This window comes from Paenibacillus sp. LT-B23, from assembly GCF_059417685.1.
In genome coordinates, this window is the sequence record NZ_JBSQBM010000020.1 from 1 (window position 1) to 26,055 (window position 26,055).

A 26,055-nucleotide genomic window follows, 5' to 3' on the forward strand; every position below is an offset into this window, starting at 1 on the left:
GTTTTAAAAACATATCATCTTGAATAGCTTCTGCAAATGAATATTTCATTTTGATTTTGTTTATAGTGGTTACTAAGTCGAGTGACCACTATAAAACATCTCCAAAGACGTCCCCTACATCTTATGGTCTTAAATTAGTTGTATAAAATTTTCTATTTATCATCCTTCAGTTGGAACCTCTCTCTCAACGTATCTCGTCTTGTTTCAGGAAGTGCCCCCTATCGTCTGTGATCCTTTCAAAGATCTTATCCCAATTATCTAACCTCGGAAAACCTAGACTTCTAATAAATTTCCTTGTCATTTTCATTTTTTTAGAAAGCTTAATTGTATTATTTATCGGGTAACAGCGAGTATCACCGTTAATTAACTCACTAATAAAGTATGCTTCAGATATTTGTGCTTTAGATAGTTCGGCATCGATAGTTCTAATCATTTGAATGATTATGTCTGAAAGGCCAATAACATCATAAATATCAAGCTCAATCTTATCCCCTACCGATAAAGGCGTCATTCTGGGAAGCTCTCTAGCATTAATATCATTTGCATTTGTAATTTGAGTAGTATACAAACGAAAAATACTGTTTAATTGTGACCCACAATATCCAGCATTATGAATAAAAGCATTTCTGACCTCTTTAAATAAACGGTAGCAAAGAAGTTGCTTATTGAAACATCGCGATGAATATTTTGCACTGTTTGTAAGGTGCGAGTAGAAAGCACTTTTCAGCATGTCCGATTCGAAAACTGAAAGACTATTCAGGACTGTATGAGTACCTGTATTATTATAAAACTGCAAGGCTGTAAGTTGATTGTCAGTAATCAAACTATTATTTTTTAGTAATATCAACCATCCCTCATATATTGAAAACAGACTATATAACAAAGCTTTTGCCTGCTCACTCTTAAACTCTTCCATTGATTTATTTGGAAATATATTAGTAAAACTGATTCGCGCAAAATATTTATCATCAATAAATTGTGATTCATAGTCGTCTTCTGTAGCATGTAAATTATTTCCTCGAAACTTCTTCACTTCTTTTTGCAAAAAAGATATCCCTGCAAGTGATGGCCAAACAAAGTCAAATTGTTTAGTTATTTCGTCTAATACGTTTTGTGTCTCACGGAAAAAAGTTTTACGCATTAACCGCACTATTTAACCCCTTTTCTTGTATTCGTTGACTTTGGTTATAACTACTTAAATATCTTCTAGAGTTAGTGCTTTCATACGAGTCTTGTAGTTTTGGATATATTACTAATGTGTCCGCTCTTTAATAATGATCTCTAACAGATCTACGGTAATTACGCATAACGTTTCTGTATTCACGAACCCCGATGGGGTTGTCTGCTGAAATTCCTCTCCGAAATTCTTCTCGCAGCCCCAGGCTCGAAGGAGCCGCTGCTTGAATACTATGTTATGTGATGTCAACAACTTCCTCGAATTAACTAGATGCCTAATATTGAAATGCAATCTTGGGATTTCAATTGCTCATTAATCCATGTTTGAAATTCTTTAATCATTTTTCTCAGTTTTTCAATATTATTTTCATAATCTTTTATAAACTCATTTTCACTGTATCCAAAGAAAAAACCAATGTGCTCTTTAAGAGTATTCATTTTGGGTTGTTCTTCAAGAAGGTTTATTACTCTTTCTAATCTCTTCAGGATACTCCACCAAGTTTCCTTTTGAATCTCATTAAAAGCATAGTGATCATATGTACTATGTTCACTTTCAACTGATTTCTCTATAAAACCAAATAGTTCTTCGGTCAAAAAAATTGAAGTATCACTCCAACATTGACCAAGGTATCTACCTGGCAAAATTTCAATATAACAAGTGCCTTCAAGTTCTTCTTTATTCCTTATTATCTTCATTATGTTTACCTCTTAAATAATTTCGTTGATTTCACATAACGTTTCTGTATTCATGAACCCCGAAGGGTTGTCTGCTGAAATGCTTCCCTGAAATCCTTCTCGCAGACCAAGGCTCCGAAAGGAGCCGCTGCTTGAATACTATGTTATATGACGGAATCACTTCTTCAATTAACCAACATTCATTCTTGATTCTAATCTGTCATTGTTCTGCTATATGTTCCAATAAATCTCCTGGCTGACAACCTAAAGCCGCACATAATTTATCAATCACTTCTAATGACACATATTCGTTCGTATTGAGTTTCGCCATTGTAGCAGACGAGATACCTGTCATTTTCAATAAATCCTGCTTCTTAATCTCCCTGTCGATCAATAATTTTTGAAAAGGTTTATAACTTATCATCTAATATTCCTTTCATACATCAAGTGAATTTTTCTTTAATTATATGAAAGTATATTTTCTTTATCAAAAACATCTTCAACATGTATTGACTTGATTGTTTGACATAATAAAATTATATTTAATAAGTTAAAATTTTGTTCATAAGATCAAATACATTGGATGGTGTTCAAAATGCATAATTCTTTAGAACTCTTACTTGATTCACTGATTCATACTCGAATTGAATCTTTATATGGCGAGTTTATCAAAAACAACTCCAGCTACAACCAGTTCTCATCCGAACGGAATCTCTACTTCAAGCAGTTACATGAAGGAGTACCGGAGAATATACAGAAGACCCTATTCCTTTACGACGATGCTGAGCTTTCTGTTCAAGCTATTTTAGAACGTGAAATTTATTTGCAAGGTTTTAAGGACGCTCTTCACCTGCATAACGAATTACATATATCTTTAGACTGAGAGCCTTCTGGCTCTTTTTCATTTTGATTCTGTCGCATAACGTTTCTGTATTCATGAACCCCGTCAGGAGTTGTCTGCTGAAATCTCTCCCCGAAATCCATCTCGCAGACCAAGGCTCCATAAGAGCCACAGCTTGAATATTATGTTATGCGTAGTTCCTGACTACTATGAATTGCTAACATTTGTTTTATTTTTCTTTAAATCTACCCATTACAATGCTGCTGTATAGTCTACCATCAGTAAGCAACTTATCATGTTTTAATACTCCTTCAATTTCAAATCCTTGTTTTTTATATAATTCTATTGCGTTCTCATTTGTCTCTAACACGTTCAATACCATTTTTTGTATACCAACTGAATCAGCCCATATTATAGACTCTCTTAATAGATTCTTTCCAATTCCATATCCCCAAAATTCTTTTAGTACGCATATTCCAAATTCCACTTTATGCAATAGTCGCTTTAAATTTGTTCCTTCGCACCGCGAAAAACCAACAATGCGATTTTCAATTTCAGCAACTAAGAATAGGTTCCTTGGACTCTCTTGATCTGTTTTAATTATCTCCTCAAATCCGGAGGCGTCAATAAATTCTTCTCCACTTTCTCTGTCCATATTTTCTGTCTCGCTATCAATTTGTAATCGTAGTTCAGACAAGCTTTTTGCATCTTCAACTGCTATAGATCTAATACGATATTTTAGTTCTTTCACATTAAAGTCATTTGGTTTAATAATCATTACGAATCTTCCCCTAATTGAAATGATCTTATAGTCAGTTCATTAATTATTTTTTTAGGAATTACGCCTAACGTTCTCGTATTCGCGACGTCCATTTCCCTTAGATAGTTCCTATCTTAGGGGAATGGATGTATCTGCCTGACTCCTCTTCTTCGAAAAAACTCCTGGCAGATCAAGGACCAACGGCCACAGCGCGAATATTATGTTATAGGATGTCAGCGCCTTCTTCGAAATACAAAATCATTTTTTTAACTATCGTTTCCCGTTAACGTCATTCTATGTCTGCTGAGGCGCTCCTGGTGGATAATAATTATTTAGTAACATTACAGTTATGAAATACGTAGTAGGTTAGGGTTTCTTGTACGTCCCCTTACAATTATTCACCACCACCTGTAATTTGCTCTTTACCATTGTTCATAGTGTATTTGATTCAAATCAAAGCATCTTACATAATTGTCCAATCATTCTCTTTGTGTCCAACATATCTTGGAGATATCAAACAAGAGGAGTTGATATTTTGGTACGTATTCTCGATAAAGCTGCTGTACAGCCGCGCCGTAGATTCAACTTAGCAAACTCATTTATTATCCGACGTTCACCAGCAAGATCTCTCCTGGCAACAATCACTTTACAGATTCCAGTCAATTCTCAACCTAATCGGGTAGATTTAGTAGCAACTGTGGGTGTTCGAGGTGTCACTGGCATTGCACAAATACTCTTTAGAATCTTCCGCGATGGAAGAGAGATTTTCAACACCCAACAAGGTATCGAATCTGTTGGTTCTGAACAAAATTATGCAGTTACGTTCCAGGCGGAAGATAGAAATGTAAAAGCCGGTGCCCATGTTTACACAGTCACAGCAGAAAACCTTACTGCAAATACAAGAGCCGATGTTGTTGGGCCTGTATCGTTTAGTGGGTTAGCCGTTAAAACGAGAACCTAATACCATATTTGCAATTTTCAGCACTTGAATGATAGCCCTGTAAAAACCTCAATTTTGAGGGGATAGGTCCTCCAAGATGGAAAAAGAGATAGGAAAGTAATAAGCAGCTCGTTCCTCGTCAGAGGATGGGCTGCTTTTGCTCATTTCCACTAAGCATAACTGCCTGTCAGTTTAATTCATCAACTAATTTCTTGCGCTGATTTCCTATAACGTTCCCGTATTCATGAACCCCGGAGGGGTTGTCTGCCGAAATGCCTCCACGAAATCCTTCCAGCAGACCAAGGCTCCAAAGGAGCTGAAGCATGAATATTATGTTATAGGATGTCAACGGCTTCTTTGCAAGTGCTTAATACTTAAGATCTCATCTCATTTATTATACTTTGAAGACCTACAAGATTTCCTTTGTCTAGTGTTGAATAATAATTCACATGCTGTTGCGCTGCATCTAAAGCTTTTATATAATACTCGTTTCCAAAATCTCTTTTTATACTTTCAAACAATAATCTATTGGTTTCATTGTTAAATGCCCTTTTATACACTTCTCCGTTCATCATAGCTAGAAATATGGTGATAAATGCTTTTGCTGATCCTTCATTCATTCCTGTAATTTTATTAATTTCTATCTTCCCTTCAGTTCTTGTGAGTTTCCCTGAGTATACCTCCTTTGCTATTTCATAAGCCACTTCACTCATTTCAATAGTGATTTTCATATACTCTCCTTATAATTAGATATGCTTCCATAATCCTTGTATCTCTGTTGATTTCCTATAACGTTCCTGTATTCACGACTCAGCGTATGCTGAGTGTCTGGCAGCTGCCGGACCCAGGGCGTATGCCCGCAGCATGAATATTATGTTATGTGATGTATCAGCCTTCGCCGAATTCCTTAAAAATATTATTTCGCTCTTTTGGTTCATTGTTATACATTTTATTTATTCCTTCTGCTGTAAATAAATCATCACTGGATACGGCCATTGTAGTAAAACCTGAAGATAGAAAGACTTCAACATTATCATTAATCGATCTTTCCGGCTTGAATGATTTATCATCTTCATACGGTTCGTCAGTTATAAAACCTAAGTCAGTTCTTCTAATTAATTGATCCTTTAAATAGCCAGCTATATAGTGATCTTGTGTAACTTCTAAATAAACTCTATCGCTAGTTTGGTAGATCCTGACCGAAGAAATAGAAGGATTTATATACTCTTTAAATAACTCTTTTATCTTAGGTAAAATTTCTATTGCCTCAAAACTATCGAATTCATCATATTCCACTTTACTCTCGGAGAACTTTTGAATTAATTCAATCGCCTTATGAAGTGGAAAACTAAAAAACTCTCTATTAGCATTTACTCTAAAATCGTTTAATTCATTATGTACAGCTTTTTCTAATCTATCACAGTCAGTAGAAAAAACTTCATAAGCAACTTTAAAAGGGGTAGGTATTCCAGTGTTACTAGATAGTTGCTTTGCCCTTTCGCTAGAGCTTAATGAAGTCTTTCCAATTTTAATTAATCCCTTGAAACTTTCGTTTATAAGTATGTAAACATACCCATTAGACATGTATTACACCCACTCTCTCCTGAGATTTCACATAACGTTCGCGCATTCCTGACGTTCAAGCGGCTTAAGTGACCGAAGGGAACGGGTCGATAGACTTAGCCGGTTGGATGTGTCGCTGGAATAAACTTCTTCGATATCCCTCTTGGCGACCAAGGAGCGATAGCGACGCAGCAGGAATGTTTTGTTATCGGATGTCAACGTCATCTTCGAATTACGTTCAAAATCATTAATTTGTCTTTGCATATATATAAGTATCTGTTAGTTCTTTGCCATCTACGGAGATATCCTCGAATCTTAGAGTTCCTTCTAATAAAAAACCTAATCTTTCTGGAATCGCCTTACTCTTATTGTTTAATGTGTCACATCGAATTTCTAATCTCCGAGCCTTTAATTCCTGAAAAGCATACTCGCAAATTCCTTGAACTGCTTCGGTCATGTATCCATTTCCACTATAACGCGCATCTATCCAATATCCAATTTCAAACTTAGGAACATCCCAATTGGGATTATGCAGACCTGAAGAACCAATAAATTGATTGGTGTCTTTGAGGAAAATAAGAAGTCTCAGGTCCTCTCGCTTCAAAAATCTCAGGTGAGCTTCTCTCATATCTACTTCAGTATTTTCTTCTGATTGCTCTTTCTGAGCAAATGGTAGCCACTTCTTCAATTCATCAATAGAATTTATTATTGCTTCGTAAACTACTTTCCCATCTCCTGGCATTGGTATTCTTATTAATAGTCTATCCGTATTTATTTGACTAGGAAAATCTAATAGTATTGGATTCAACAAATACACACTCCTTTAGTTATACTAATATGATTTTTATTCTTCTCGTTGATTTCCGATAACGTTGTTGTGTTCCTGAACACGAGAGGATTAAGGGAGCAAATGCGACCGGGTGGCTCCGCCACTTATCCTCGCAGGGTTGTCTGCCTGATTCCACTTCCTCGAATTGCCTCGGGCAGACCAAGGAGCATAGCGACGCAGCAGGAAAACGGTGTTATATGATAGGGATGCCTTCATTGAGTTACTTTCAAGAAATCTCTTATCTCCTGTAATGCAGCATTCCAATTAGATTCAGTATTATTAATCGTCAATTTATCGATTTTCAATTGATTTATTATGTCTAATTCATATTCTTTTCGTTCTTTCAACACTTCACAAAGTCCATCTAGACCTTGATATCCCTTTGCTTTGCCGTATCCTTGCTCAGTGTAATACCAAATAATATGGCTAAGCCAATCATCAGTCCGCTCTTGAATAACTCTATCAATTGTCGATCTTATCTCATCTTGGTAAAAGTAAATTATTTTAGGGTTCAAAGGCTGAATTATTTTTTCTAATCTCTTGATAAAATCAGTCAGCGTCCGTTTGGACAGATTGAACCGTCCAAACATCAAAGTAAGCGGATTCTGTATAAAACAACATTCTAATATTACTGTTCCGTGAGTCTGTTGAGCTTGTCTGACGAATTCCAGCCATCTCTCAACTATTAGCTCTTGATATCTATCTAAAGTTACATTGTATACATCAAATCTGGCTAACTCATCTATTAAATTCTTATGTGTTTCCATAGATATTTGTTGTTGTAACTTACCGTAGTAAATTAATTTATATTGCTTTACTACCTGAGTAAATTGATCTATCACATGAATTAATTCAGGGTACCTGTCTTTTAGGGCTTCATACTCATCTAAATCCATACAAGCAACGGATTCGTAGTCTGCTGGATGATTTAAATCACCTTCCAGAAACAATTGGCTGAATATACCGTTTATATCTAACAGATCTTTAATATATTGAGCTGTGGTTGTTTTACCTGATCCTGGTATACCTTCGACTAGAATTAATCTTGCATGATTCAAGTGATTGTCTCCTTTTATTATCTTTTTATTGTCTTGCATCCCTTTCATATAACGTTCTCGTATTCACGACGTCCGACAAAGTCGGATGTGTCCGGCTCTGCCGGACCGAGGGCGTATGCCCGTAGCGTGAATATTATGTTAGCTGATGTTGATTGCTTCTTCGAGCATTCTTCCTAATTTCCTCTTGTTATATATTTACTTCATCCCAGTTATAAATCACATAAACCAACTGGATCATTATTATGGTCAAATAGCTAATGTTTACCAAAATTCTATATTTATATCTTCTTAATTCTTTTCCATAGTTATCTGTATTTATTTCTTCATCATATAGCTTTTTCTTTGCTTTTTTGTACGCCTTTAATAGTATTCTGAATTCAAGTATTCCCATTATGCCCCATAGTAATGTGAACACTAATAATAAGGCATTAGTAAGAGACAGTAGCATCCCTATTCCTACATCTGTTATTCTTATTATTTTATAAGATAAATGTACGGCCATTGTTATCACGCAAAGTATTAATCCTATCAAGCTGATTATTGGTTTGGGATTCTTTATTTTTTTCTCCTGCCTTTCAGTCAATTTCAGCTAACGTTCCTGTATTCACGACCTTAGCGTATGCTGAGGTGTCCGGCGAATGCCGGACCCAGGACGAATGTCCGCAGCGCGAATATTATGTTAGATGATGTCGCTTACTTCTTGATTAACCTTCAATTTTTTTAATAGGCCTTCCAGTATATTTGGTCTTTCCGTTCCAAAAAATATATCTATATTTTCTTTATATAAAAATCTGTAAGCCGTAAACCAGAGATAATAGTAGTCTAGCAGATCGTGCCAAGCTGCCCCGTTATCAAGCGAACCGTATTGAATTGTTGTATTTGATCTTTTAATAGGAATTCTCCTTGAGCTTTTGAACAGGTAATAAGAAAAATTCATCATATTTCATTCCTTCTCAATTAAATCATATCATTGTCTCATATTTTTTATTTGATAAATTAGGTTGCGTTCTTGAAATTTGTATGCAGATTAGAGGTTGATGCACACAATTTTTCACAAAATAAAAAACCGCTCTCAATTAATTGAGATGGTTTCTTCATTATCAATTGTTTCATTCATAGATATAAAAATAATGAATGACGCATTCCTTTTTACAAGTCCCAGATGCCAGTACCTGGTTTACGCATCGCCTTAACCCAGCTTCGAAGAGTCTCACGATTGGCTTCGGCGACTGGATATTCTCGTGTCAAACACAATGTTTTCGATCCAGGCGAAAAGCTACTCGATGTAACAATCAATCCTTCTTTTGCTTGTTCATGTAGCACATCAGCATATAAGGCTTTTACAATAGTTTGTTCGATCACACTCTTTTGTCTTTTACACTGAATAAGAATTGTTGGTGGGCCAGCAAGCTTAGGGTCTTCTGTCCAAACCCTAACATCAATACCACCATCTGCTCGTCCAGGACCAATTTCAACAAAGTAGCCTTGTCTTTCAAAAAATTCAGCTGTTAAACCTTCGAATTTTCGCCAGTGAATACTTCCTATCTTATCATCGAAATTTGCTCTTAGATAATCAATATACCGTTGATCCATAAAAGTCCCATGTTGTGTTTTTAAATTCTCACTAACAAACAAATCATTCAGTTTAGCTACATCCTTCCATTCAGTTTCCCGAATGCTAGTCCAAGGACTTTTATGAAGGTGACCATTTAATCCATCTACGAGCTCCATTATGAGATCAGAGCCTTCTTTACCATACTTCAATGTCGCTTCAATTAAAGGTGGCACCATTGCCTTATTTGGATCTTCACCTTGTTGAGCTGCAATATTGAAATTCTCCATCATTTTAAGAAAAAACGGAAATACGTCATCGAGTAATTTTGTTTTTTTTGCGTTGTATCTATACTTATGACGTAAATGCAATGTAAACAATCCAGGACTTGTCGACTCGATATTACCAAGGCACTGTAATAATTCCTCAATCAGTCCTTCAAATTCTTCTGGATACAATCGCAGATAACCTTCTGCTGGACCAAACCAAATTTGATGATATTCTGTCGGAATAATATCATCAAACTCTTCCTTATTCAAGCCTAAGCCCGACTTATAGCCTATAAGCTCTCCTGTTCTTGTTATTACTTCTTTACGACTCACACTAATAGCCATTACAATTACCCATCTCCTTGATCTGCTGAAATTATATCTTTCAAGATCTTTACCAAAATCTCAATCATTATACAATCTACTAAGAAGGTGTGCTATACCAGCCACTTTATATTCATGAATGAACCAAGTATAACGTAAATATGCCATGCTGCAAAATTGGGTTCAATCGCCACATGCTCTAGGATATTCTCTAAGATTCTAAATTTCTGCAGACACCAAAAAAAGCTGTAATCCGACGACCAATCCCCATAATAGTCCAGCAAATCCCGCCAAGCGGCCCCATACATGTAATACAAATCACCGCTTTCAATCGTGTCTCCAATTTTGAAGGAAGTTTTCCTTCTTTTGTTTTTTGGGAAAGTGGTAAAAAAATCAATCGAATTCCATTTCTCATCGGTCAATCGTATGGTTATCTCGTATCATTAATTTAAAAGGTTTGATTCTATTCTTAAAGTTTACATACACACTCTAATATTCAACTTTGCATTTAAGACCTTTGTTTGTAAGTTTTTGCGATTTCATCTAACGTTCCTGTATTCACGACCCGACGTATGTAGGGTGTCCGGCGAATGCCGGACCAAGGGCGTATGCCCGCAGCGTGAATATTATGTTAGGCGATGCCTCAATGAATTACTTACAAAAATCTTTCAAATAATATTTACTTACCTTGCTAGAAAAATCGATCAGTGTCCCTATAGATTCTTTAATACTTATTATTAACTCTGCTACAGGCAACTCTTGTTCTAACTTGAGTTCATTAGAAGAAAATAATGACCTTAATAAAATTGTATTTCTTACGTGCTCTGCAAACAAAAACCTTTGATCTTTTTCTTCATAAAATACAATTTCATTACTCACCTCTTCTAAAGCTTCTGAAAGTTCATTCCTTTGAGGTTTAGAGTAGTGATAAGTTATGTTTCTTGTGTTTGATAATTTTTGCAACAAATCTGCTTTTTCGCCATTTCTAAATAGTAGTTTAAGAGTCTTATATATCTGGATTATATGCTCGGGTAAAGAATCAATATATATTCTTACTTCTTCTAATTTCTCAGACTCTTCTAAATAGAAAATAGCTTCTCTTAGGGAGGCAGTGAGAATTTTAAGAATAGATGGTGCTTCTGAAATCAAGTCCGAAAGCTCGTCTGAACTTTTGAATAATTTTTTCTTTAGAAAGATAAAATCGTTATGTATGATTGCCAATCCAACTACCCACTTAGCAACAGCATTATCACTTGGAAAAACCTCGTTCATGCGGATAAGAGCATATTCCATCATTGTAGTCCCCTTTATTTACTATCTACTACGAGGTTTCGCCTAACGTCTTATTTACGAACTTCCGAAAGAATGCTCTCTTCGTCATATTCACGAACTTCGTGAATCCTGCACTTTGCTCCTTATTCCCGCACTCTCTGCGCTTCAATCCTCCAGCCCGCCCATCCGATCCAACGGACTTTGAATCCGCCCAATGTCCCGTCTGCTCACATGTGTATACCGCTCCGTCGTTCGCACACTCTGATGCCCTAGCAGTTCCTGAATATAGCGAAGATCAATCCCATTCTCCAGCAAGTGGGTCGCAAAGGAATGCCTTAGCGAATGGATACTCACCTGTTTGCGAATGTCCGCTTCAGCCAGCGCTTTTTCAAACACTTTCTGCGCTGAACGTTCCGTCAGGTGGCGGCCTTCCCTCTGCCCTGGAAACAGCCAGTCTTCTGGCCGCTCCACCCCTATGTACTGCTCGACCACCGCAAAAGCCGCTTCGGAGAGCAGCGTTTGCCGATCCTTCCTGCCCTTTCCTGACGGACTTTCAGCACTTTCCGTTCATGGTCGCAGTCTTCAGGACGCAACCTCACCACTTCGCTTACCCGTAGCCCGGATGTATACGTCAGGTACAGAATAGCCTTATGCTTTGGATTTTTCACTACTTTCAACAGACGCATGACCTCATTCAGGGACAGCACATCCGGTAGTTTACTCTCTTTTTTCGGACGAACATAGGCGGAGGATTTGGGCTGCTTTAGCACATGGCGAAAATAAAATTTCAACGCACTGATCGCTTGGTTAACATAAGCGTGCGAAAGACCTTTTTCGAGCAGCACCAGCGCATATTTTTGCACCACCGCATCATTTATGCTTACTTCGGTCCCTTGCAATCCGGCAAAAAAGCGTTCCGTTTGCGATATGTATGCTTTTATCGTCTTGCTGCTGTACCCCCTTGCTACCAATGCATCGCGCAATTCTTGCCGCTGATCCGGATTCCATTCACCTCGTTCCGAAGAAGAGGGAACCGCATTAGCCAGCGTGTCCCGTCGATCCAGCCATTCCCGGATGTACGGTAGTTCTTTATTCAAGCGCTCGTCGTACTCGAACTTACAACTCCGATACGCTTCCAACAGGCTTTCTACAGCCGAGATACTGTACGGAATCGCCCAGATTTTTTCGTCTGGAACCCATTTCCTGCCTGGTATGGATCGAATCCCTTCCCGCTCCTTGACTCCGTATCGCTCCAAGCGTACGCTGATCGTTTTTTCATCCCGATAAAGTAGGTTTATCTTCATCTCACTTGCCTCCTTAGTATATCAGCCGTTCAAAAAATTGGAAATCTAATTTTGCACAAAAAAAGGGACTTAAGATGGATATTCATCTTAAGTCCCTGATTCTTTCAGAGTAAATTATTGATCCATTAAGTCCAATTTACATTATCATAAAATGTCTTACCTTTATTTGTCTAGTTCCTCCGTCACATCATCCCATAGCACTGCCGCCACCTTCTCCAACAGATACTCCAGCTTCAGGTTCAGTAGCTATCCAATTGGAACTCGCTCTACTCCCCACATAAACAAAAGATGAGCCTGATTATTTGTTTCTCATTTGTTAATACAATAAGGATAAGCCGTTAAAAAGCGCATTTTGTCGCCATTTTTTTCAGATAGACCGCTTGTATTACAATCATATATAAAGAACAACGAATTATATTTGCCATCTATTTTACTCAAATCATGTAATAGTGGAGATAAAAAAGAATCAACAAAGGAAACATCTTTTATACCATTATCTGCCCCATCCATCAGAAAGACTCCATCAGAAAGACTCCTTCAGCAAAATCTTCGTCAAAATCATCTATTTCATGGTCATTTAAAAAATCGCTAAAAACATCCTCATTCTCATCTTCCGGGTATTTAATCTCAACATATTCAAATAACTCATCATCAGAGGCAAAGTGACCGTACCAGACGGACACCATATTTTTTTCAAAGCAATTCATATCTTCACCCCGCTAAATTTCAGTTTATACGTTTAATCTATCTGTATCCCGCACCAGCTACCATGCCCTCTACCCCACAAACAGCTGTTGAAGCTAAAAAGCCCGCGCTGATCGCGGGCTTTGCTGAATATTTAGTCAAAATCATGCCTAATAGACTTGTTACTCAACCTTGAACTGTTTTAATTCGTCTTGAAGCTTATTGGACAATTGACTTAATTGTTTGGATAGTTCAGCAACCTGCTCGATGCTATCCAATTGTTCCTGTGTGCTGGCGCTAACCTCTTCGGTTGAAGCTGAGTTTTCTTCTGTGGTGGAAGAGATGATCTCCAGCGTCTGCAAAATCTCATCTTTGTGCTTGTGGACTTTGGAGGTGTTGTTGCTAATCTGGATCATTCGCAATTTCAAATCTTCCAAATCCTTGTTAATGCTAAAGAATACTTGCTTGGTGTTCTCCACCGATCTGGCATTTTCTTCTGCAATTTTCAGACCGTGAACCGTATGCTCAACTGATACGCTGGTTTTTTCTTCAATCACACGTACCTTCTTGTAGATTTCCTGTGTCGCCAGTGCAGTCTGCTCAGCCAGCTTGCGAACCTCCCCGGCAACAACGGCAAACCCTTTGCCCTGTTCTCCTGCACGTGCAGCTTCAATGGAAGCATTGAGCGCCAATAGGTTGGTCTGCGTTGCAATTTGATTGACTGTATCCACGATGCTCGAAATCTCATGACGGCTCAGATCAATATCCTGAATAATAGACGACATCGCTTGTGTGGAATTGTGATTTTCTTCAGCCCATCTGGATAACTGATCTACTACAGCAAGCCCCTGTCCGCTTTGCTCGGCAGAGATTTGTACCATCGTTTCGATGGCTTTGGCATCATTGGCAATTTCGTCAATTTGGCCGGATAATGCTCCGGTTTTTTGTAAAATGTTATCCGTTTCGATGGACTGGTAGTTCGTCGCATTGGCAATTTCATTGATTGCTGTTGCAGTATCGTTCATCGTGACCGCGGTTCTGGAAGATATGGATTGCAGATCGTGAGAAGACTGATTCAAGACTTGAGCTGAGCCACCCACCATTTGGAGCATGCCTTGAATTTTTTGAACCATATTGTAAATTCCTTGAGAAATTTGCCCGATTTCGTTGTTGGAATGCGTATCAAACTGAACGGTTAAATCTCCATTTTCAATCAGCTTGATTTTTGCGAGCAACTTCGGTATCGATCTCAAGAGATAACGGAGCGTTATATAACAAATCACAACCAGCAGGATGGTGGCTGCGGCAAAACCGCCAATGGTAAGCCAGGTAAAGGCTTTTAATTCTGTGAGCACTTCTTCTTGAGAAATGGTTAAGCCTACGGACCACCCGGTATCTTTACTGGTTGCATACCCGATATAACAACGTTCTCCATTGTCATTAATCAGCTGTACTCCGGACTCGCCGGCAATCATTTTCTTTCCGATCTCCCCAAGATCACCTGTGCTTTCGTTAATCTTTTCTTTCAACACTTTAGTCTGATCGGGGTGATACAAAATATCACCTGTTTTGGATGCAAGAATCGAATAACCAGTGCTTCCAAGCGAATAGCTTTGCATAAGGGCAGGGATATCTTTGAAGGCAATATCAGCTGCTGCAAATCCAATTAATTGGTTACTGTTATCTTTGATCGGATAGAAAATACCCATGAGCACACTACCCGTAGCGACGTCAATATAGGGATCCGAGTAGTATAAACCGTTTGCTTCAACAGCTGGCTTGAAGAACGGACGTTTTTGGATATCGTAATCCGGTTTGGAAGCAGCACCATCATTCTGAAGAAAGAAGCCTTTGCCAGATATTCCTGCAATCCAGGCGTCGGCAAAAGATGGCTCTGCCTTTACAATGGCTGCCAGAGTCGCTTCTGTTTCCGCAGCATATGGAGAAGTTTTCACCATTTCTGACGATTGGGTTGTTTCTATGTATTGCTGAAAAAGGTTGTTCGTTGACATTTGTTTGACAAGCGATCCCTTTTCCTTAAACAACGCATCGAATTGACTGACGATGGCCTGCGTCTTGGTCTGAAGCATGGCCTCTTGCTGCTTGATAAGTATGTTTTGCGTGCTTGCAAACATGAACGTCCCCAAGGTTGCAAAGACGACAACGATAATGACTAACAACACAATGGCTAATGTGTTCGCAATGCTGGATGATCTGAATACGCGCTTTTTAATATTTTGTGACATGCTGCCATCCCCCCGAGGAGTATTGAGCGAAAAGCTCTTAGATAATATGTCGGAAGTTTGCAGTTGTTTTAATAGGTTTTTAGTATACACAATTTAAAGTTTTGCTATCTTGGTCTTACTGCCATTGCTCCAGGCGCATCCACCTGTCCTAATCTATTGGCCATGAATGAAGCTGAGTTTAGTAATGTAAGGTGCTACCCAGGGAGCTGGAGCGACGGGTTTAGCTGGCGAGGAGTGAGTAAGAGGATACAGCGAAAAGCCCGCGGGAGACGTGGGCTTTTTGTGCTGCGGTTTTAGAGACTATGCCGATTCTAAACCGGACGGAATACTGGGACCTAGCTCATTTCGTAATCGCCGAAACAACCTGATCAACCAGCGCTTTCGATGAGATGGGACCGCCAAACGTCCATGTCTTGCTGTCCAATGCATAAATGCGTTTTTCTTTGACAAAATTCAGGCCGTTCCAGACCGAATTATTTTTCAGCGCTGCTCCGAAAACATCATCGTTCGGCTGCACAATATAGATGAAGTTGCTGTCCTGAACGGCAGACAACGCTTCAATGCCAACGGTTGAAAAACCATACTGTTCAAGCTTGTCCGGCTTCCAATCGTTAATCAGCCCGCTCTTCGCCAGTGTCCCGGCGACCACCGAGTTATCCGAAAACATGCGCAGGCTGGCCGCATTTTGATAAGTGAACGCCTGTGTCAGAATGTAGTGGAAATCCGCTTTACCGGCAGTGGCGAGCTTTTCTTTGGCTTCCGCATAATGCTGATCCAACTCCTTCAGCACCTGCTTCGCTTTGTCTTCTTTTCCAAGAGCGACCGCGATGTTGTTGAAAATCTCTACCATTTTGTCATGATCGTAGCCGTTACCGCTATTCAGACTATATTCGACTGTCGGTGCAATGGCTCTCAGTTGATCATAGATAGCTTCATTTCCATCAGCATTGGAAATGATCAGATCCGGCTTCAATGCAGCAATCGCCTCCAGATTGGGCTCGTTGCGTGTTCCCACATCGGTCACGCTACTGTCCAGAGCCGCCTCTGGAGTTACATATTGCTTGTATCCAGCATTATCCGCATTACCAACGGGCTGAACACCCAGCGCAATCATATCCTCCGTAAATGTCCATTCCAGCACAACAACACGTTGTGCTGGCCGGTCGAGTGTGACCTCGCCACGATTATGCTTTACTTTCACAGGTCCCGCTGCTTCGGCTGGTGTGCTGCCGGAAGTTGGCGCTTTACTTGTATCCGATATATTGCCTGCCGCTCCGCAGCCTGCCAGAACAAGCGCAAAAACCAGCAACACTAAAATCCCGCTCAAACCCTTCTTCATAGAACATATTCTCCTCGTGTATGTACATTTTATAGATAATGATAATCATTATCATTTTTTTTGAATTATGACGGAGAAATACAATTTTGTCAATGATAAAAGACAGTGTCGAATGGTCAACGGGAACACTGACATGCTTTGCTTTCCGGTTCAGCGCAGCGCTGACCCAGGCACTCCTTCCACGGGGTAGTTGGTGCCTGGTGTCGTTATATTTTCCGAATATTAAGAGCTTTGTAAGCATTCCCAGTCCCTTTCCTGCACACAGGAATCCGGATATAGATTTGAATTTATTGCGTTAACCCAATTGCATCGTGGTAATACAGGTATCGTCGTTTTCAAACGTAGAGATTTTGGATTTTGCAGTTTTCCCCTCATGCTCCACCGTAACGCTATAGGTTTTGTCACGCGGCAGCCATAGATCAATAAATCCATTGGGCTGGGATTTTATTGAGGTTTTATTCATGACTGAATTTCCATCAGAATCGTGAATCGTTACACTGAACTCTTCATCCTTCATTTCACCTTGACAACCGGTCAGGCTATGGGTTGCACAAGGGTGAGTCTGTTCCATATATGGGGCTATCGAAAGGAAAAACTCGTTATCAGGCAAAGCGTAGGCCTTTGTTGTGGTACCATCCTCTGTTATGCTCAACTGACTGGAAGTGATGGAAGCGGACTGGGCTGTTGCCTTTCTTGTACTGAAATCATGCACCAATTGCTTGATATTTGACGCTCCTTGGTTATCTGCTTCTTCTCGCTGGGCATTCCCTGCAATCAGGTATGTCCCTAATGTGACAGCCATTAACCCAGTAGCTATCAAGGTTAATTTTTTCATCTTGAGTTCATCTCCTTGTCCTTTTTTTATTATTATAAAGGAGAGCGCATCATGATGGCAGGATGAACTCTTTATGTCACCATATGCTCACATTCATCTGCTATACAGGTCAAGAATTGAGCAACAGACGGTTTTCACTCCATTTCTTATAAAAAATCCTGTACTTCACATAGCCACACCATGTGATCTCCATCCTTGCCCCAATAATCCTTTGCAACGGTGTAAGGGGTGCCGAATTTTCGCAGCCATTTGGTCTGGGCTATTTTGAAGCCGCTATCCAGGCAAAATTGCGCAACTTCCATTTCCTTCAGTCTGGTCATCAAAGCTCGAATTAACGCCGAGCCTACTCCCTGTCCCTGATAACTGGGCAGCACATACAAACTCCCCAAAGTCCCCACATGCTGGAGCTCGTCGTTAGTGCACTTCCTGATTTCTTCTCCACAAGGGCCATAAGAGATCGTTCCAACAACGTTATGGTTATGTTTGGCCGTCAGGAAAAACAAGTCTGGATTCAAAGCTGACAAAGATGCACGCAGCAACTGTTTTTTATGTTTAATCTCCTGCTGTATGTCGTCGATTAAAGCTTCCAGACCCTCCTGTTCAAATGCCGCAGATATGGAACTTTCAAAAACAATATCCGCCGCCTCCAGATCCGAAGGAACAGCGAGTTGAATGCTGAACTGTTTTTTCATGATGTCAAAACTCCTGGTCATTAGTCTTTTTTTTTGCATTTGGCCTGATGTAGTGTCGCAACAAATGTCACTTAATTCCTCTTCCCAACCAAGGATTTAACGTCGTTGACGTTCTTTCCTTCACTTTTCAATCACCTCGAAAACAGAACTAAAAGATTCTCCATACTCTGTTATCTTATAACACACCTTTGGCGGTATTTCAGGATATACTGTTCGTTTGCAAAGCTTGCTTGATCGATAAAAAATCTGATTTCAAGCAATGCAGCTAATACTTTCATAAAGAATCCCGGCCTTTTCTTACACAATGCCTTAAAGTATGTAATCTCGCCCGGATTTCTTTCTTTTGAGTACAAAATAGGAATAATTCATTAGTATCAAATGGGAAATTAACTGTTCTGTTGGAGATTGATACTCATTCACACAGTCGAGAAGAACCTGGAAAATCCTATTTTTATCAGAGCTATAGGTCCTCATAAATATCTTTGTATCTACGAAAGGCTTATTGAAATCATCGTATTGAAAATCATATAAATCATGACTGCCCATAATAAAATTGACTAATTGGCCTTGTAAGCATTTAATCTTTTCCAGTGCTGCTTGTATATCCATGTCCATCTTACTTTTGTGAATATGTTCATGCAAAACATCAATAAGCATGTGCAAATCACATTTTTGTGAGTTTTCCATTTTGAACATAATTTTATTATTTTCAATCGTTAGACGTTCATAGATATCATCACCTAAACCCAATTCAAATAAAAGATGATGAAGAAAAAACACCCTGTCTTGGGCAATCTCAAATCCATAGGATTCATCTCTAAGATGCGAAACTTGATGTTGATAATAAGATATCGAAAACATTAAAAGCTAATGATAGCAATCTAATCAGACGCTCAGCGTCGGCTTCATTTAGAAAATCATGGTCTATTGGCGCAAATGATGGCCCATTAAATAAATCATGCCAGCGCACCAGCGAAATATCATCTTTATCGTTTATATTCATGATTAAATTCAGAAATGCGTTCGTTGAAATAAGCTCTTAGTTTATAGTCGTATATTTTAGAAAATGACATTTTTCCTCCTTGCATAGGTAAGGCTTTTTCCTAAAGTTACATGTTGCCATCCCTTCTTTAAATAATCTATCCATTTCAACCTATATTGTAATATTAATCTGGATGGATCAACAAGGCGGCATAATGAATTAATGGTACTGCTTAAATATAGAAACATATGTTCTTTACTTCTATATTATGATATCTTAGAAACGGATAATATGTAAGAGGGTTCTGAAAAAATGCGTATTTAAGTCTCCTGCAAGCAGAGAGGAATGAACACACATGAAACAATTAAGCGAAGCTCTGGCCCGTTTTGTACAACAACAAAACTTGATAATAAAGCCTACGGGCTGTTCCACGACCACGACATCCGCCCCCGAACGGAGAAATTAATAGATTGCTGGGACAGTCGGATTCCTGTATCCCCTGAGCTTGAGTATCTATATAGCTATTATGAAATGGTCGATGCCATGGCAGTAGGAACACACAAATTGAAAGATGCGGCCGTTGAAATCGGGAATGCTCGTACCTTTAAGGGAGAGCTAAAAAACGAAGACACATACGAAACCAAAAATGAATTTATCGAGCACGTAGAACCGTTGTTGCATCATTTGCTTGGCGAAAATCAAACCGCTTATTTATTTGAATACCTATCCCTTTGTGAATAAAATCCTTTTGTACAAGAGAGGTGGTCCTTATATGATCTATATCGCATTGCTGCGGGGCATTAATGTGGGCGGCAACAACAAGATTAATATGAAAAAGCTCAAGGAAACGTTTGAAAAGGCAGGCATGAGCTATGTGACGACTTACATCAACTCCGGAAACATCATTTTTTCCAGTGAAGTTCAATCCAACGAGGAGCTGTCGCTCCAACTGGAGCAGGCGATTCTGGAGGATTTTAGCTTGCCTATCCGGGTCATCGTCCGCAATATAAGGGAAATACAAACTATTATGGAGACATTGCCGGAAGAATGGTCTAATGATACACAGATGAAAAGTGATGTGTTTTTTCTGTGGGATGAAATTAACGATATCTCCGTTCTGGACAAGCTTCCTTTGAAGCCGGGAATCGGCAATGTAGTGTATACGCCCGGGGCTATTCTGTTTTCTGTCAGCAGAGAGCATGTCACAAAAAGCGGGATAACGAAACTGGTCGGCTCCAGTCTGTACCAGCATATGACGGTGCGGAATGTGAACACGACCCGGCAGATTTATAAGCTGATGCAAACGGCTGAACAGGAAGAGTTGAGAAATCTGAACAGACAAATAAGAGAAAAAGAATTATAAAAAAATAGGATAGCAACATAAAAACTCATATGTAAAGTGACAACACAGCCAACATCTTGTAGCAAAGATGTTGGCTGTTTAAAAAGAATATTAGGATGTTAGGATTCTATAGTTTCCAATTATCATCTTATAAATTTATAATACTGAAAATAGGTCCTAGCCAGAACTCATCAAAAATACTGTTCAATAAAATTATCAATCTTTGTCAGATCATCCTTTATAATTTGTTCAACTGAATCGTTAAGCAATGCAGTTAACTTTACTGAGTGTGTTAAGCAGTATTCATAATCAATTGTGCATTCTGTTTCAGACTTACTTGTGGCAATCTTTTGAAATACATCGTAAGACAAATCAGTAGCCACTTCAATAAACTCTACTTCTAACATTTCTAAAAACCTAAGTAAAATCCAATCATTAATTGTACTTGTTACTTCTTTTTCATTATTCATTTCTTGGTGTGAATACACGGAAAATAGACCAAATGCTAATTGTTCAGTTCCATTTAGTTCCTTCATACGCTCAATAAAAGGACTAATGCTTCTATACAAATAATATTTACTTTCATCCTCAAAAAACTCAATGAGAATACCAAATACGTTATAAATATAAAAGTGAAGTTCGGAATCGTCTATGATCCAGTTAATAAGATCTTGAATCTTATCTTTTTCATATGAATGGTCATTAATATTCTTACATAGTAGATATACTTGAATCTCAGTTGCTATAAAATAAAACCAGCCGTTATTATGCCCCAAGTAGGTGCTTTTTTTAATCAAATTCCATTCATCATTTGAAATATTGAGCCATTGTTTTAAATTACCTTGATTAAAATACGTTTCATTATGTTCCTTTGCTGCCATTGCAATTCTAGTAAGAATCTCATATTCGGTCGTTTCAATTGAATCAAACATATTATCAAAAAATTTATAGATTTGATTTTCTATTCTATTACCACGTTTATATTCATCAATAATTTTTGCAAGGAAGAGAGGAATAATAGAATAATATCCCCCTTTCCATTTGGATTCTCCCTTGAAAAAATCTTTATAGACTTGATCAAGGATCGCATTTCCACAGTCTACTATCCCCACAAGATTAATTAGTGAATCCCAATTATATGGATCATCCCAATATCTATAGGGGAGTAACTCTTCCATGAATTTTTTTTCACTTGTTTCTTCTAAAAAGTTATCTTCTTCAAGGAATTCGGGTTGACTTATGCCAGGTTTATTATTTGTGATTTCTTCAAAGTTAGAATGACTTCTATTCCATTTTACGGCGTATCCATCTCTATTTAGAGTTTTCTCCAATGCCCTCATGGCCTTGAGCAATTCTTTTTTAACCTTAAAGCAATATAATTCAAACGCTTTGGGAACATCCCCGAATAGCAATTGTTCAATCTCAAATTCCATCCCATCTGAAGCATAAAAATCATAATCATCATGAATAAGCCGAATTATACTGTCAGAAATTTCATTGTAGTTTTCCTGGAAGTAGGAGTCAAAGTCTTCTTCACCATATATATCTCTGAATTCATAAAAAACGATGTAAAATTTTAAAAAATTTATTTTTGAGCGATAGCTATCCAATATTTCTTTCATATCAGGGATTTCAAACCCTTGTTTTATTAATTTATCGACAATCTTGGGAACAGCATACTTCTCTTCATGGGAAAGTGCATGGAAGTCATCTTTCAACAAACCTTTAATAAAAAAAGTCTTTAATTTCTCTATCACGGCCCTTAATTTTTCAGAATTGTATTGCTCATTCAAATTTAAAACTTGTTTAAGCTTTAGATTGTAACTATCTGTATAATCTGAGGAGAGATAAAAGTCCGTAAATCTATCATCATCACAATCATACTCTAATCCATTTAAGTAAACAAAATCTAATATCGCATAATCTTCATCTATTTTATCAATAATCCCAGGAATGATTGTTTGCTCAAACTCCATGTTGTTATGTTCATCTATTAAATTGAGTAAAGGTAATTCGTGTGAAAAAAATAAAATCGAGTTCATTAAATCAATATGCTTAATAATATTCGGCCCATAAAGCGAAAGGTTTTTTGATATTAAGGTTCTCCAATATCCCAGCATGCTATGATTGTTAAACCCTGCAATTGTTTTTTTGACTTCAAATTCCACATAATTTAAAGTTTTTTTAAAAGTCAAATCTCTTACAAAACAAAAGGAAGAGGAGAACTGATCCAGAGCATCATCAAAGCTCTTCCACTTTTTCCAGGGGAGGCTTTCTTGTAATTTCCCATAGCATTTTCTTAAAATATTCAGCTCTACTGGACTCGCAAATATCGTCATACATAAACCAAGATAAACTGCACTTTCAGAAATTTCTTGAAGGTGGTTATACATTCTCTTATAAATTTCATTAGGGTTTTTCAATGCTTCTAACAGTATTTTTATCGCTAGGACACCATCACACTCCATTTTAAAAATATAATGAATTGCATCATGAATAAGCCTGGGGTTATAATTTTCATGATCAATGATTCTGTCAGAAACGATTACAATACTGTACAAACAGTTATGTTTTAAGTTTAACTTTTTTAAAATACTCCATAATATTCTCGTTTTATCTGCGTTTTTCAAGCTATTTGAAGATAATTCAACACTCATATTTTGCATTATTTCCTTTAATTCTGGTAGCAATTTCATACCTTCGAAAAGAATATTTTTCCTTGAAATTAATATAATTTTGTGGTTATGCCCATTAATAATGCTTTTAAGCATTCGATATATTTTAGATTCACCATTTTTGACTTGATTATTGACGTAATTTACACCTAAAAAGTCATCTACTACAAATAATTGTTTTTTATCTGAGCGATAAAATTTATACACATCTTCAATTGTATCTGTAAAAAATAGATCTATCTCCTTATTTTGCATCAAATAATGAAATACAATGTTAAATCCAAGCATCGTTTTACCAATTCCCGGTTCACCGTATACTAATAGACAATTATTTGTATCAATAATTTCAAGCGATTCATAATAAGCCTTCGTTTTTATGTAGTACTCCACATTATTTTTCATTTCATTTAGATGAAATTGATTAAAATTATGGGGTCCACGCAAAATAATATTTTCTAATATACGTACAAAAACAGCTGTACTAGGCCTCCATAAATTTTGATATTTAAATTCAATATCAAAATACTTAGGATCGTTGAGATAATCGTTTAGCTCTGATTTTCCAATTATATCTTCAACAGAATGAATATATTCCTTAAATAAATCCATTATTTCTTCCTGATTTTCTCTACTCAATTTAACTGATGTTACTAAGATATATCGGGGTGGCTGCAACTTTCGCACCTTTATTACTTCTTTCTTTAAACTGTTGTACAAAACGTTATAATCATTCTTATAACATTTTGCTTGAATAACGGTGCCATCCGTATACTTATACCCATCAATACCGCCGTCCCTACCTTTTGGGTATCTACGTATTACATTAGGTTCTAAATTTTCCCGAACTCGAACAATATCTATTGCCAAAGCCTCAAATTCAACATCATCTAATAATGCGTGAAAATCATATTCTTTCATAATCCCCCGCCCCCTAATAACCCGCTATAATTATCACCTTTGGAATTGTGTAATTGTTTGTATTCTCGCATTTAAATTAATATAACAATCTATGATCATTCTCGGTCGTTTTGAATAGATCCTCCATTTTTTCTTTGATAAGTTTATATGAAGGGAAATTATCTGATACTTTTTCAAGATCTTCTATACTAAGAGGTATTATATTTCTTCCATTTACAAACTGATACTCTATCTCTTTTAATGAAATCTGCGTAAAACCTGCCATGCTAAAAATAACACACGTTTTAATTCCTTTAGAATCCATTATAGGAACCAAATTTCTAACATCTGAAACTTTAATTTTCTCTTTTCAATTTTTACATTCAACAGAGATAAGAGCACCTAGATCCCAAAGAAATGGATCAAGAGATACATTACAAAAATACAGGTAAACCTCTTCTCGCTCCTCCTTAATACGGTGACCCATAAATTTCAAGCCATAAACACTGCGCAGAAAATACTTTGCTACTTCTTCAAATAGCAAACCTTTCTCATAACCGCCCTTTAAACATTTAGCTTCATTTAATAAAGCTCCAAACTCTTTGATGTTAAATTCTAAGTCTTCAAATCGGTCATTTACTTCATTCCAAAAAAATGATTTTAAAAAATTATAAATACTTGGTAAAAAGGCGTATCTATTCTTCATAAGAAAAATAATATTTTTTGAAATTCCCTCCTCTTCTTTACCAGTCAGATAGGATCTTAGCTCGTCTATTCCTTTTTGAACTATTTTAAAGAATTTTGCTTTTTCCAGTAAAATCACTTCGACTTCAAAAAAGTAACATATGTTTTGTTTCATTTTCTTCATAAAACTTTCGTACACCATTTCTAGATTCTGAATAGGATATTTTTTAATTGGTAATGTTGCCAACCCGTATAATAAAACATACTGCCACTCATAAAATAAATCTGCTGGTTCGAAATGCACTCCATAAGTATAAATAGGATTTTTAATAATCATTTCTACATCTCTAACCGTCCATTGGTTAATATATTGACTATCTATATAAGATAAGTTTTTGTAACCATCTTCATTGAGAAGGCTAAGTAGTCCTCCTTCAACTAGAAGGCATACATCATCAGACTCTGGAGTCCCAATCATTTTTGTGATCCTTCTTCCTTTGATACTTTCTCCCACAACAAATGATCGGGTAAAACATTGGTAGCCTTTTAAAAAAGGTTTTTCTTTTACTAACCACAAATTAATTATTTCATTTACAAAGTCCGATTCATAATTTTCATATCCCTCAATCCCATAAAAAAATGAAATTAATAAGTCGTCTTTTTCTAATTCTCGTATTCCTCCGTAAGGTGCCTTTAAAACCTTGCCGTTAAAAAGCTCATTCACGTAAAGAAGAAAGAATAGATCCTGAGATATTACAGTATGCGGCTCTTTTATTTCCTTATTGAGTGAATCTAAGAAATCTTCGGTTTCCGTAGCTTCCTGAAAAACTGATTTTATATTTCTTTTCCAGACTTCATCACATAGTTTTATATTCTCTCTGTGTCCAATATTTAAAAATATTGTTGGGCCAGACTCTTTACCTTTCCATTTTTTACTAGTATTTAATACCCTATCTTTGAAATCAGAAAGTGGATGTTTTAAGCTATCCACGATTTCAATCTCATAACCTATACCTTCCTCTTCATCCTCAAAAATAATGTAGCTCTTTATAACTGCCGATAACACACTTATCTCTTCAAAATTAGTTGCCATACTGTAACTCCTTTTAATTAAAA

Annotated in this window: 29 protein-coding genes and 1 pseudogene; 4 read left to right on the top strand and 26 right to left on the bottom strand. The window is 37.4% G+C overall.

The window, feature by feature from the left end; genetic code table 11:
- Positions 1-184: 184 nt before the first annotated feature.
- From ACWXW9_RS21715 to ACWXW9_RS21725, 3 genes are all read right to left on the bottom strand, one after another.
- Positions 185-1,141, bottom strand: a complete 957-nt coding sequence (locus ACWXW9_RS21715; protein WP_494931125.1) for a hypothetical protein — start codon at positions 1,139-1,141, stop codon at positions 185-187.
- A gap of 302 nt (positions 1,142-1,443) precedes the next feature.
- Positions 1,444-1,872, bottom strand: coding sequence for a hypothetical protein (locus ACWXW9_RS21720; RefSeq protein ID WP_494931126.1), 429 nt, complete (start codon positions 1,870-1,872; stop codon positions 1,444-1,446).
- A gap of 199 nt (positions 1,873-2,071) precedes the next feature.
- Positions 2,072-2,275 (bottom strand): helix-turn-helix domain-containing protein, encoded by a 204-nt coding sequence (locus ACWXW9_RS21725; RefSeq protein WP_010345194.1) that lies wholly within the window; start codon positions 2,273-2,275, stop codon positions 2,072-2,074.
- 171 nt (positions 2,276-2,446) lie between these two features.
- On the opposite strand from ACWXW9_RS21725, the gene ACWXW9_RS21730 reads away from it, so the two are divergent.
- Positions 2,447-2,734 carry a hypothetical protein gene (locus ACWXW9_RS21730; RefSeq protein WP_494931127.1) on the top strand — a complete coding sequence of 96 codons (288 nt, stop codon included), beginning with the start codon at positions 2,447-2,449 and terminating at the stop codon, positions 2,732-2,734.
- Positions 2,735-2,921: 187 nt separating this feature from the next.
- Here ACWXW9_RS21730 and ACWXW9_RS21735 read toward each other — a convergent pair whose 3' ends face one another.
- Positions 2,922-3,470: a GNAT family N-acetyltransferase gene (locus tag ACWXW9_RS21735; protein ID WP_494931128.1), complete on the bottom strand. Its 549-nt coding sequence runs from the start codon at positions 3,468-3,470 to the stop codon at positions 2,922-2,924.
- 517 nt (positions 3,471-3,987) lie between these two features.
- Between ACWXW9_RS21735 and ACWXW9_RS21740 the strand changes: the two genes are divergently transcribed.
- Positions 3,988-4,413 carry an exosporium protein C gene (locus ACWXW9_RS21740; RefSeq protein WP_494931129.1) on the top strand — a complete coding sequence of 142 codons (426 nt, stop codon included), beginning with the start codon at positions 3,988-3,990 and terminating at the stop codon, positions 4,411-4,413.
- A gap of 353 nt (positions 4,414-4,766) precedes the next feature.
- Here ACWXW9_RS21740 and ACWXW9_RS21745 read toward each other — a convergent pair whose 3' ends face one another.
- The 19 genes and pseudogenes from ACWXW9_RS21745 to ACWXW9_RS21835 all read right to left on the bottom strand — a co-directional run bounded on the left by ACWXW9_RS21745 (position 4,767) and on the right by ACWXW9_RS21835 (position 19,220).
- Positions 4,767-5,123, bottom strand: coding sequence for a hypothetical protein (locus tag ACWXW9_RS21745; RefSeq protein WP_494931130.1), 357 nt, complete (start codon positions 5,121-5,123; stop codon positions 4,767-4,769).
- Between the two features lie 157 nt (positions 5,124-5,280).
- The gene (locus ACWXW9_RS21750; protein ID WP_494931131.1) at positions 5,281-5,976 is read right to left on the bottom strand and encodes a GIY-YIG nuclease family protein; all 696 of its coding nucleotides are present in this window, start codon (positions 5,974-5,976) and stop codon (positions 5,281-5,283) included.
- 27 nt (positions 5,977-6,003) lie between these two features.
- Entirely contained in the window at positions 6,004-6,219 is a 216-nt protein-coding gene (locus ACWXW9_RS21755) for a hypothetical protein (RefSeq protein ID WP_494931132.1), read from the bottom strand.
- Positions 6,203-6,763, bottom strand: a complete 561-nt coding sequence (locus ACWXW9_RS21760; protein ID WP_494931133.1) for a GNAT family N-acetyltransferase — start codon at positions 6,761-6,763, stop codon at positions 6,203-6,205. Before ACWXW9_RS21760 ends, ACWXW9_RS21755 begins: the two co-directional genes overlap by 17 nt.
- Positions 6,764-6,996: 233 nt before the next feature.
- Entirely contained in the window at positions 6,997-7,890 is an 894-nt protein-coding gene (locus ACWXW9_RS21765) for a P-loop NTPase family protein (RefSeq protein WP_494931134.1), read from the bottom strand.
- Positions 7,891-8,029: 139 nt separating this feature from the next.
- Positions 8,030-8,425: a hypothetical protein gene (locus tag ACWXW9_RS21770; RefSeq protein WP_494931135.1), complete on the bottom strand. Its 396-nt coding sequence runs from the start codon at positions 8,423-8,425 to the stop codon at positions 8,030-8,032.
- Positions 8,426-8,521: 96 nt separating this feature from the next.
- Positions 8,522-8,782 (bottom strand): hypothetical protein, encoded by a 261-nt coding sequence (locus tag ACWXW9_RS21775; RefSeq protein ID WP_494931136.1) that lies wholly within the window; start codon positions 8,780-8,782, stop codon positions 8,522-8,524.
- 209 nt (positions 8,783-8,991) lie between these two features.
- Positions 8,992-10,008 carry a restriction endonuclease gene (locus ACWXW9_RS21780; protein WP_494931137.1) on the bottom strand — a complete coding sequence of 339 codons (1,017 nt, stop codon included), beginning with the start codon at positions 10,006-10,008 and terminating at the stop codon, positions 8,992-8,994.
- Between the two features lie 190 nt (positions 10,009-10,198).
- Positions 10,199-10,402, bottom strand: a complete 204-nt coding sequence (locus ACWXW9_RS21785) for a hypothetical protein (protein WP_494931138.1) — start codon at positions 10,400-10,402, stop codon at positions 10,199-10,201.
- Between the two features lie 236 nt (positions 10,403-10,638).
- Positions 10,639-11,283 carry a hypothetical protein gene (locus ACWXW9_RS21790; protein ID WP_231124942.1) on the bottom strand — a complete coding sequence of 215 codons (645 nt, stop codon included), beginning with the start codon at positions 11,281-11,283 and terminating at the stop codon, positions 10,639-10,641.
- A 141-nt stretch (positions 11,284-11,424) separates the two neighbouring features.
- A pseudogene (locus tag ACWXW9_RS21795) lies at positions 11,425-12,563 on the bottom strand (tyrosine-type recombinase/integrase).
- 309 nt (positions 12,564-12,872) lie between these two features.
- Positions 12,873-13,073, bottom strand: coding sequence for a hypothetical protein (locus tag ACWXW9_RS21800; RefSeq protein ID WP_494931139.1), 201 nt, complete (start codon positions 13,071-13,073; stop codon positions 12,873-12,875).
- A complete protein-coding gene (locus ACWXW9_RS21805; RefSeq protein ID WP_494931140.1) occupies positions 13,073-13,270 on the bottom strand; it encodes an immunity 22 family protein in 198 nt (65 codons plus the stop codon). Before ACWXW9_RS21805 ends, ACWXW9_RS21800 begins: the two co-directional genes overlap by 1 nt.
- Positions 13,271-13,429: 159 nt before the next feature.
- Positions 13,430-15,493, bottom strand: a complete 2,064-nt coding sequence (locus ACWXW9_RS21810) for a methyl-accepting chemotaxis protein (RefSeq protein ID WP_494931141.1) — start codon at positions 15,491-15,493, stop codon at positions 13,430-13,432.
- A 340-nt stretch (positions 15,494-15,833) separates the two neighbouring features.
- A complete protein-coding gene (locus ACWXW9_RS21815) occupies positions 15,834-16,832 on the bottom strand; it encodes an ABC transporter substrate-binding protein (RefSeq protein ID WP_494931142.1) in 999 nt (332 codons plus the stop codon).
- Positions 16,833-17,127: 295 nt separating this feature from the next.
- Positions 17,128-17,667 (bottom strand): CueP family metal-binding protein, encoded by a 540-nt coding sequence (locus ACWXW9_RS21820; protein ID WP_494931143.1) that lies wholly within the window; start codon positions 17,665-17,667, stop codon positions 17,128-17,130.
- Positions 17,668-17,813: 146 nt separating this feature from the next.
- Positions 17,814-18,359, bottom strand: coding sequence for a GNAT family N-acetyltransferase (locus tag ACWXW9_RS21825; RefSeq protein WP_494931144.1), 546 nt, complete (start codon positions 18,357-18,359; stop codon positions 17,814-17,816).
- A gap of 120 nt (positions 18,360-18,479) precedes the next feature.
- The gene (locus tag ACWXW9_RS21830; RefSeq protein ID WP_404580119.1) at positions 18,480-18,545 is read right to left on the bottom strand and encodes a hypothetical protein; all 66 of its coding nucleotides are present in this window, start codon (positions 18,543-18,545) and stop codon (positions 18,480-18,482) included.
- Positions 18,546-18,668: 123 nt separating this feature from the next.
- Entirely contained in the window at positions 18,669-19,220 is a 552-nt protein-coding gene (locus ACWXW9_RS21835) for a hypothetical protein (protein WP_494931145.1), read from the bottom strand.
- 466 nt (positions 19,221-19,686) lie between these two features.
- Here ACWXW9_RS21835 and ACWXW9_RS21840 point away from each other — a divergent pair, with 466 nt between their 5' ends.
- Positions 19,687-20,082: a hypothetical protein gene (locus tag ACWXW9_RS21840; RefSeq protein ID WP_494931146.1), complete on the top strand. Its 396-nt coding sequence runs from the start codon at positions 19,687-19,689 to the stop codon at positions 20,080-20,082.
- Positions 20,083-20,113: 31 nt separating this feature from the next.
- Positions 20,114-20,704 (top strand): DUF1697 domain-containing protein, encoded by a 591-nt coding sequence (locus ACWXW9_RS21845; RefSeq protein WP_494931147.1) that lies wholly within the window; start codon positions 20,114-20,116, stop codon positions 20,702-20,704.
- Between the two features lie 170 nt (positions 20,705-20,874).
- Here the strand turns inward: ACWXW9_RS21845 and ACWXW9_RS21850 are convergent, their stop codons facing one another.
- The 3 genes from ACWXW9_RS21850 to ACWXW9_RS21860 form a co-directional block, all read right to left on the bottom strand.
- Positions 20,875-24,276, bottom strand: coding sequence for an nSTAND3 domain-containing NTPase (locus ACWXW9_RS21850; RefSeq protein ID WP_494931148.1), 3,402 nt, complete (start codon positions 24,274-24,276; stop codon positions 20,875-20,877).
- Positions 24,277-24,352: 76 nt separating this feature from the next.
- The gene (locus tag ACWXW9_RS21855) at positions 24,353-24,541 is read right to left on the bottom strand and encodes a hypothetical protein (protein ID WP_494931149.1); all 189 of its coding nucleotides are present in this window, start codon (positions 24,539-24,541) and stop codon (positions 24,353-24,355) included.
- 84 nt (positions 24,542-24,625) lie between these two features.
- A complete protein-coding gene (locus tag ACWXW9_RS21860) occupies positions 24,626-26,032 on the bottom strand; it encodes a hypothetical protein (RefSeq protein ID WP_494931150.1) in 1,407 nt (468 codons plus the stop codon).
- Positions 26,033-26,055 lie beyond the last annotated feature (23 nt).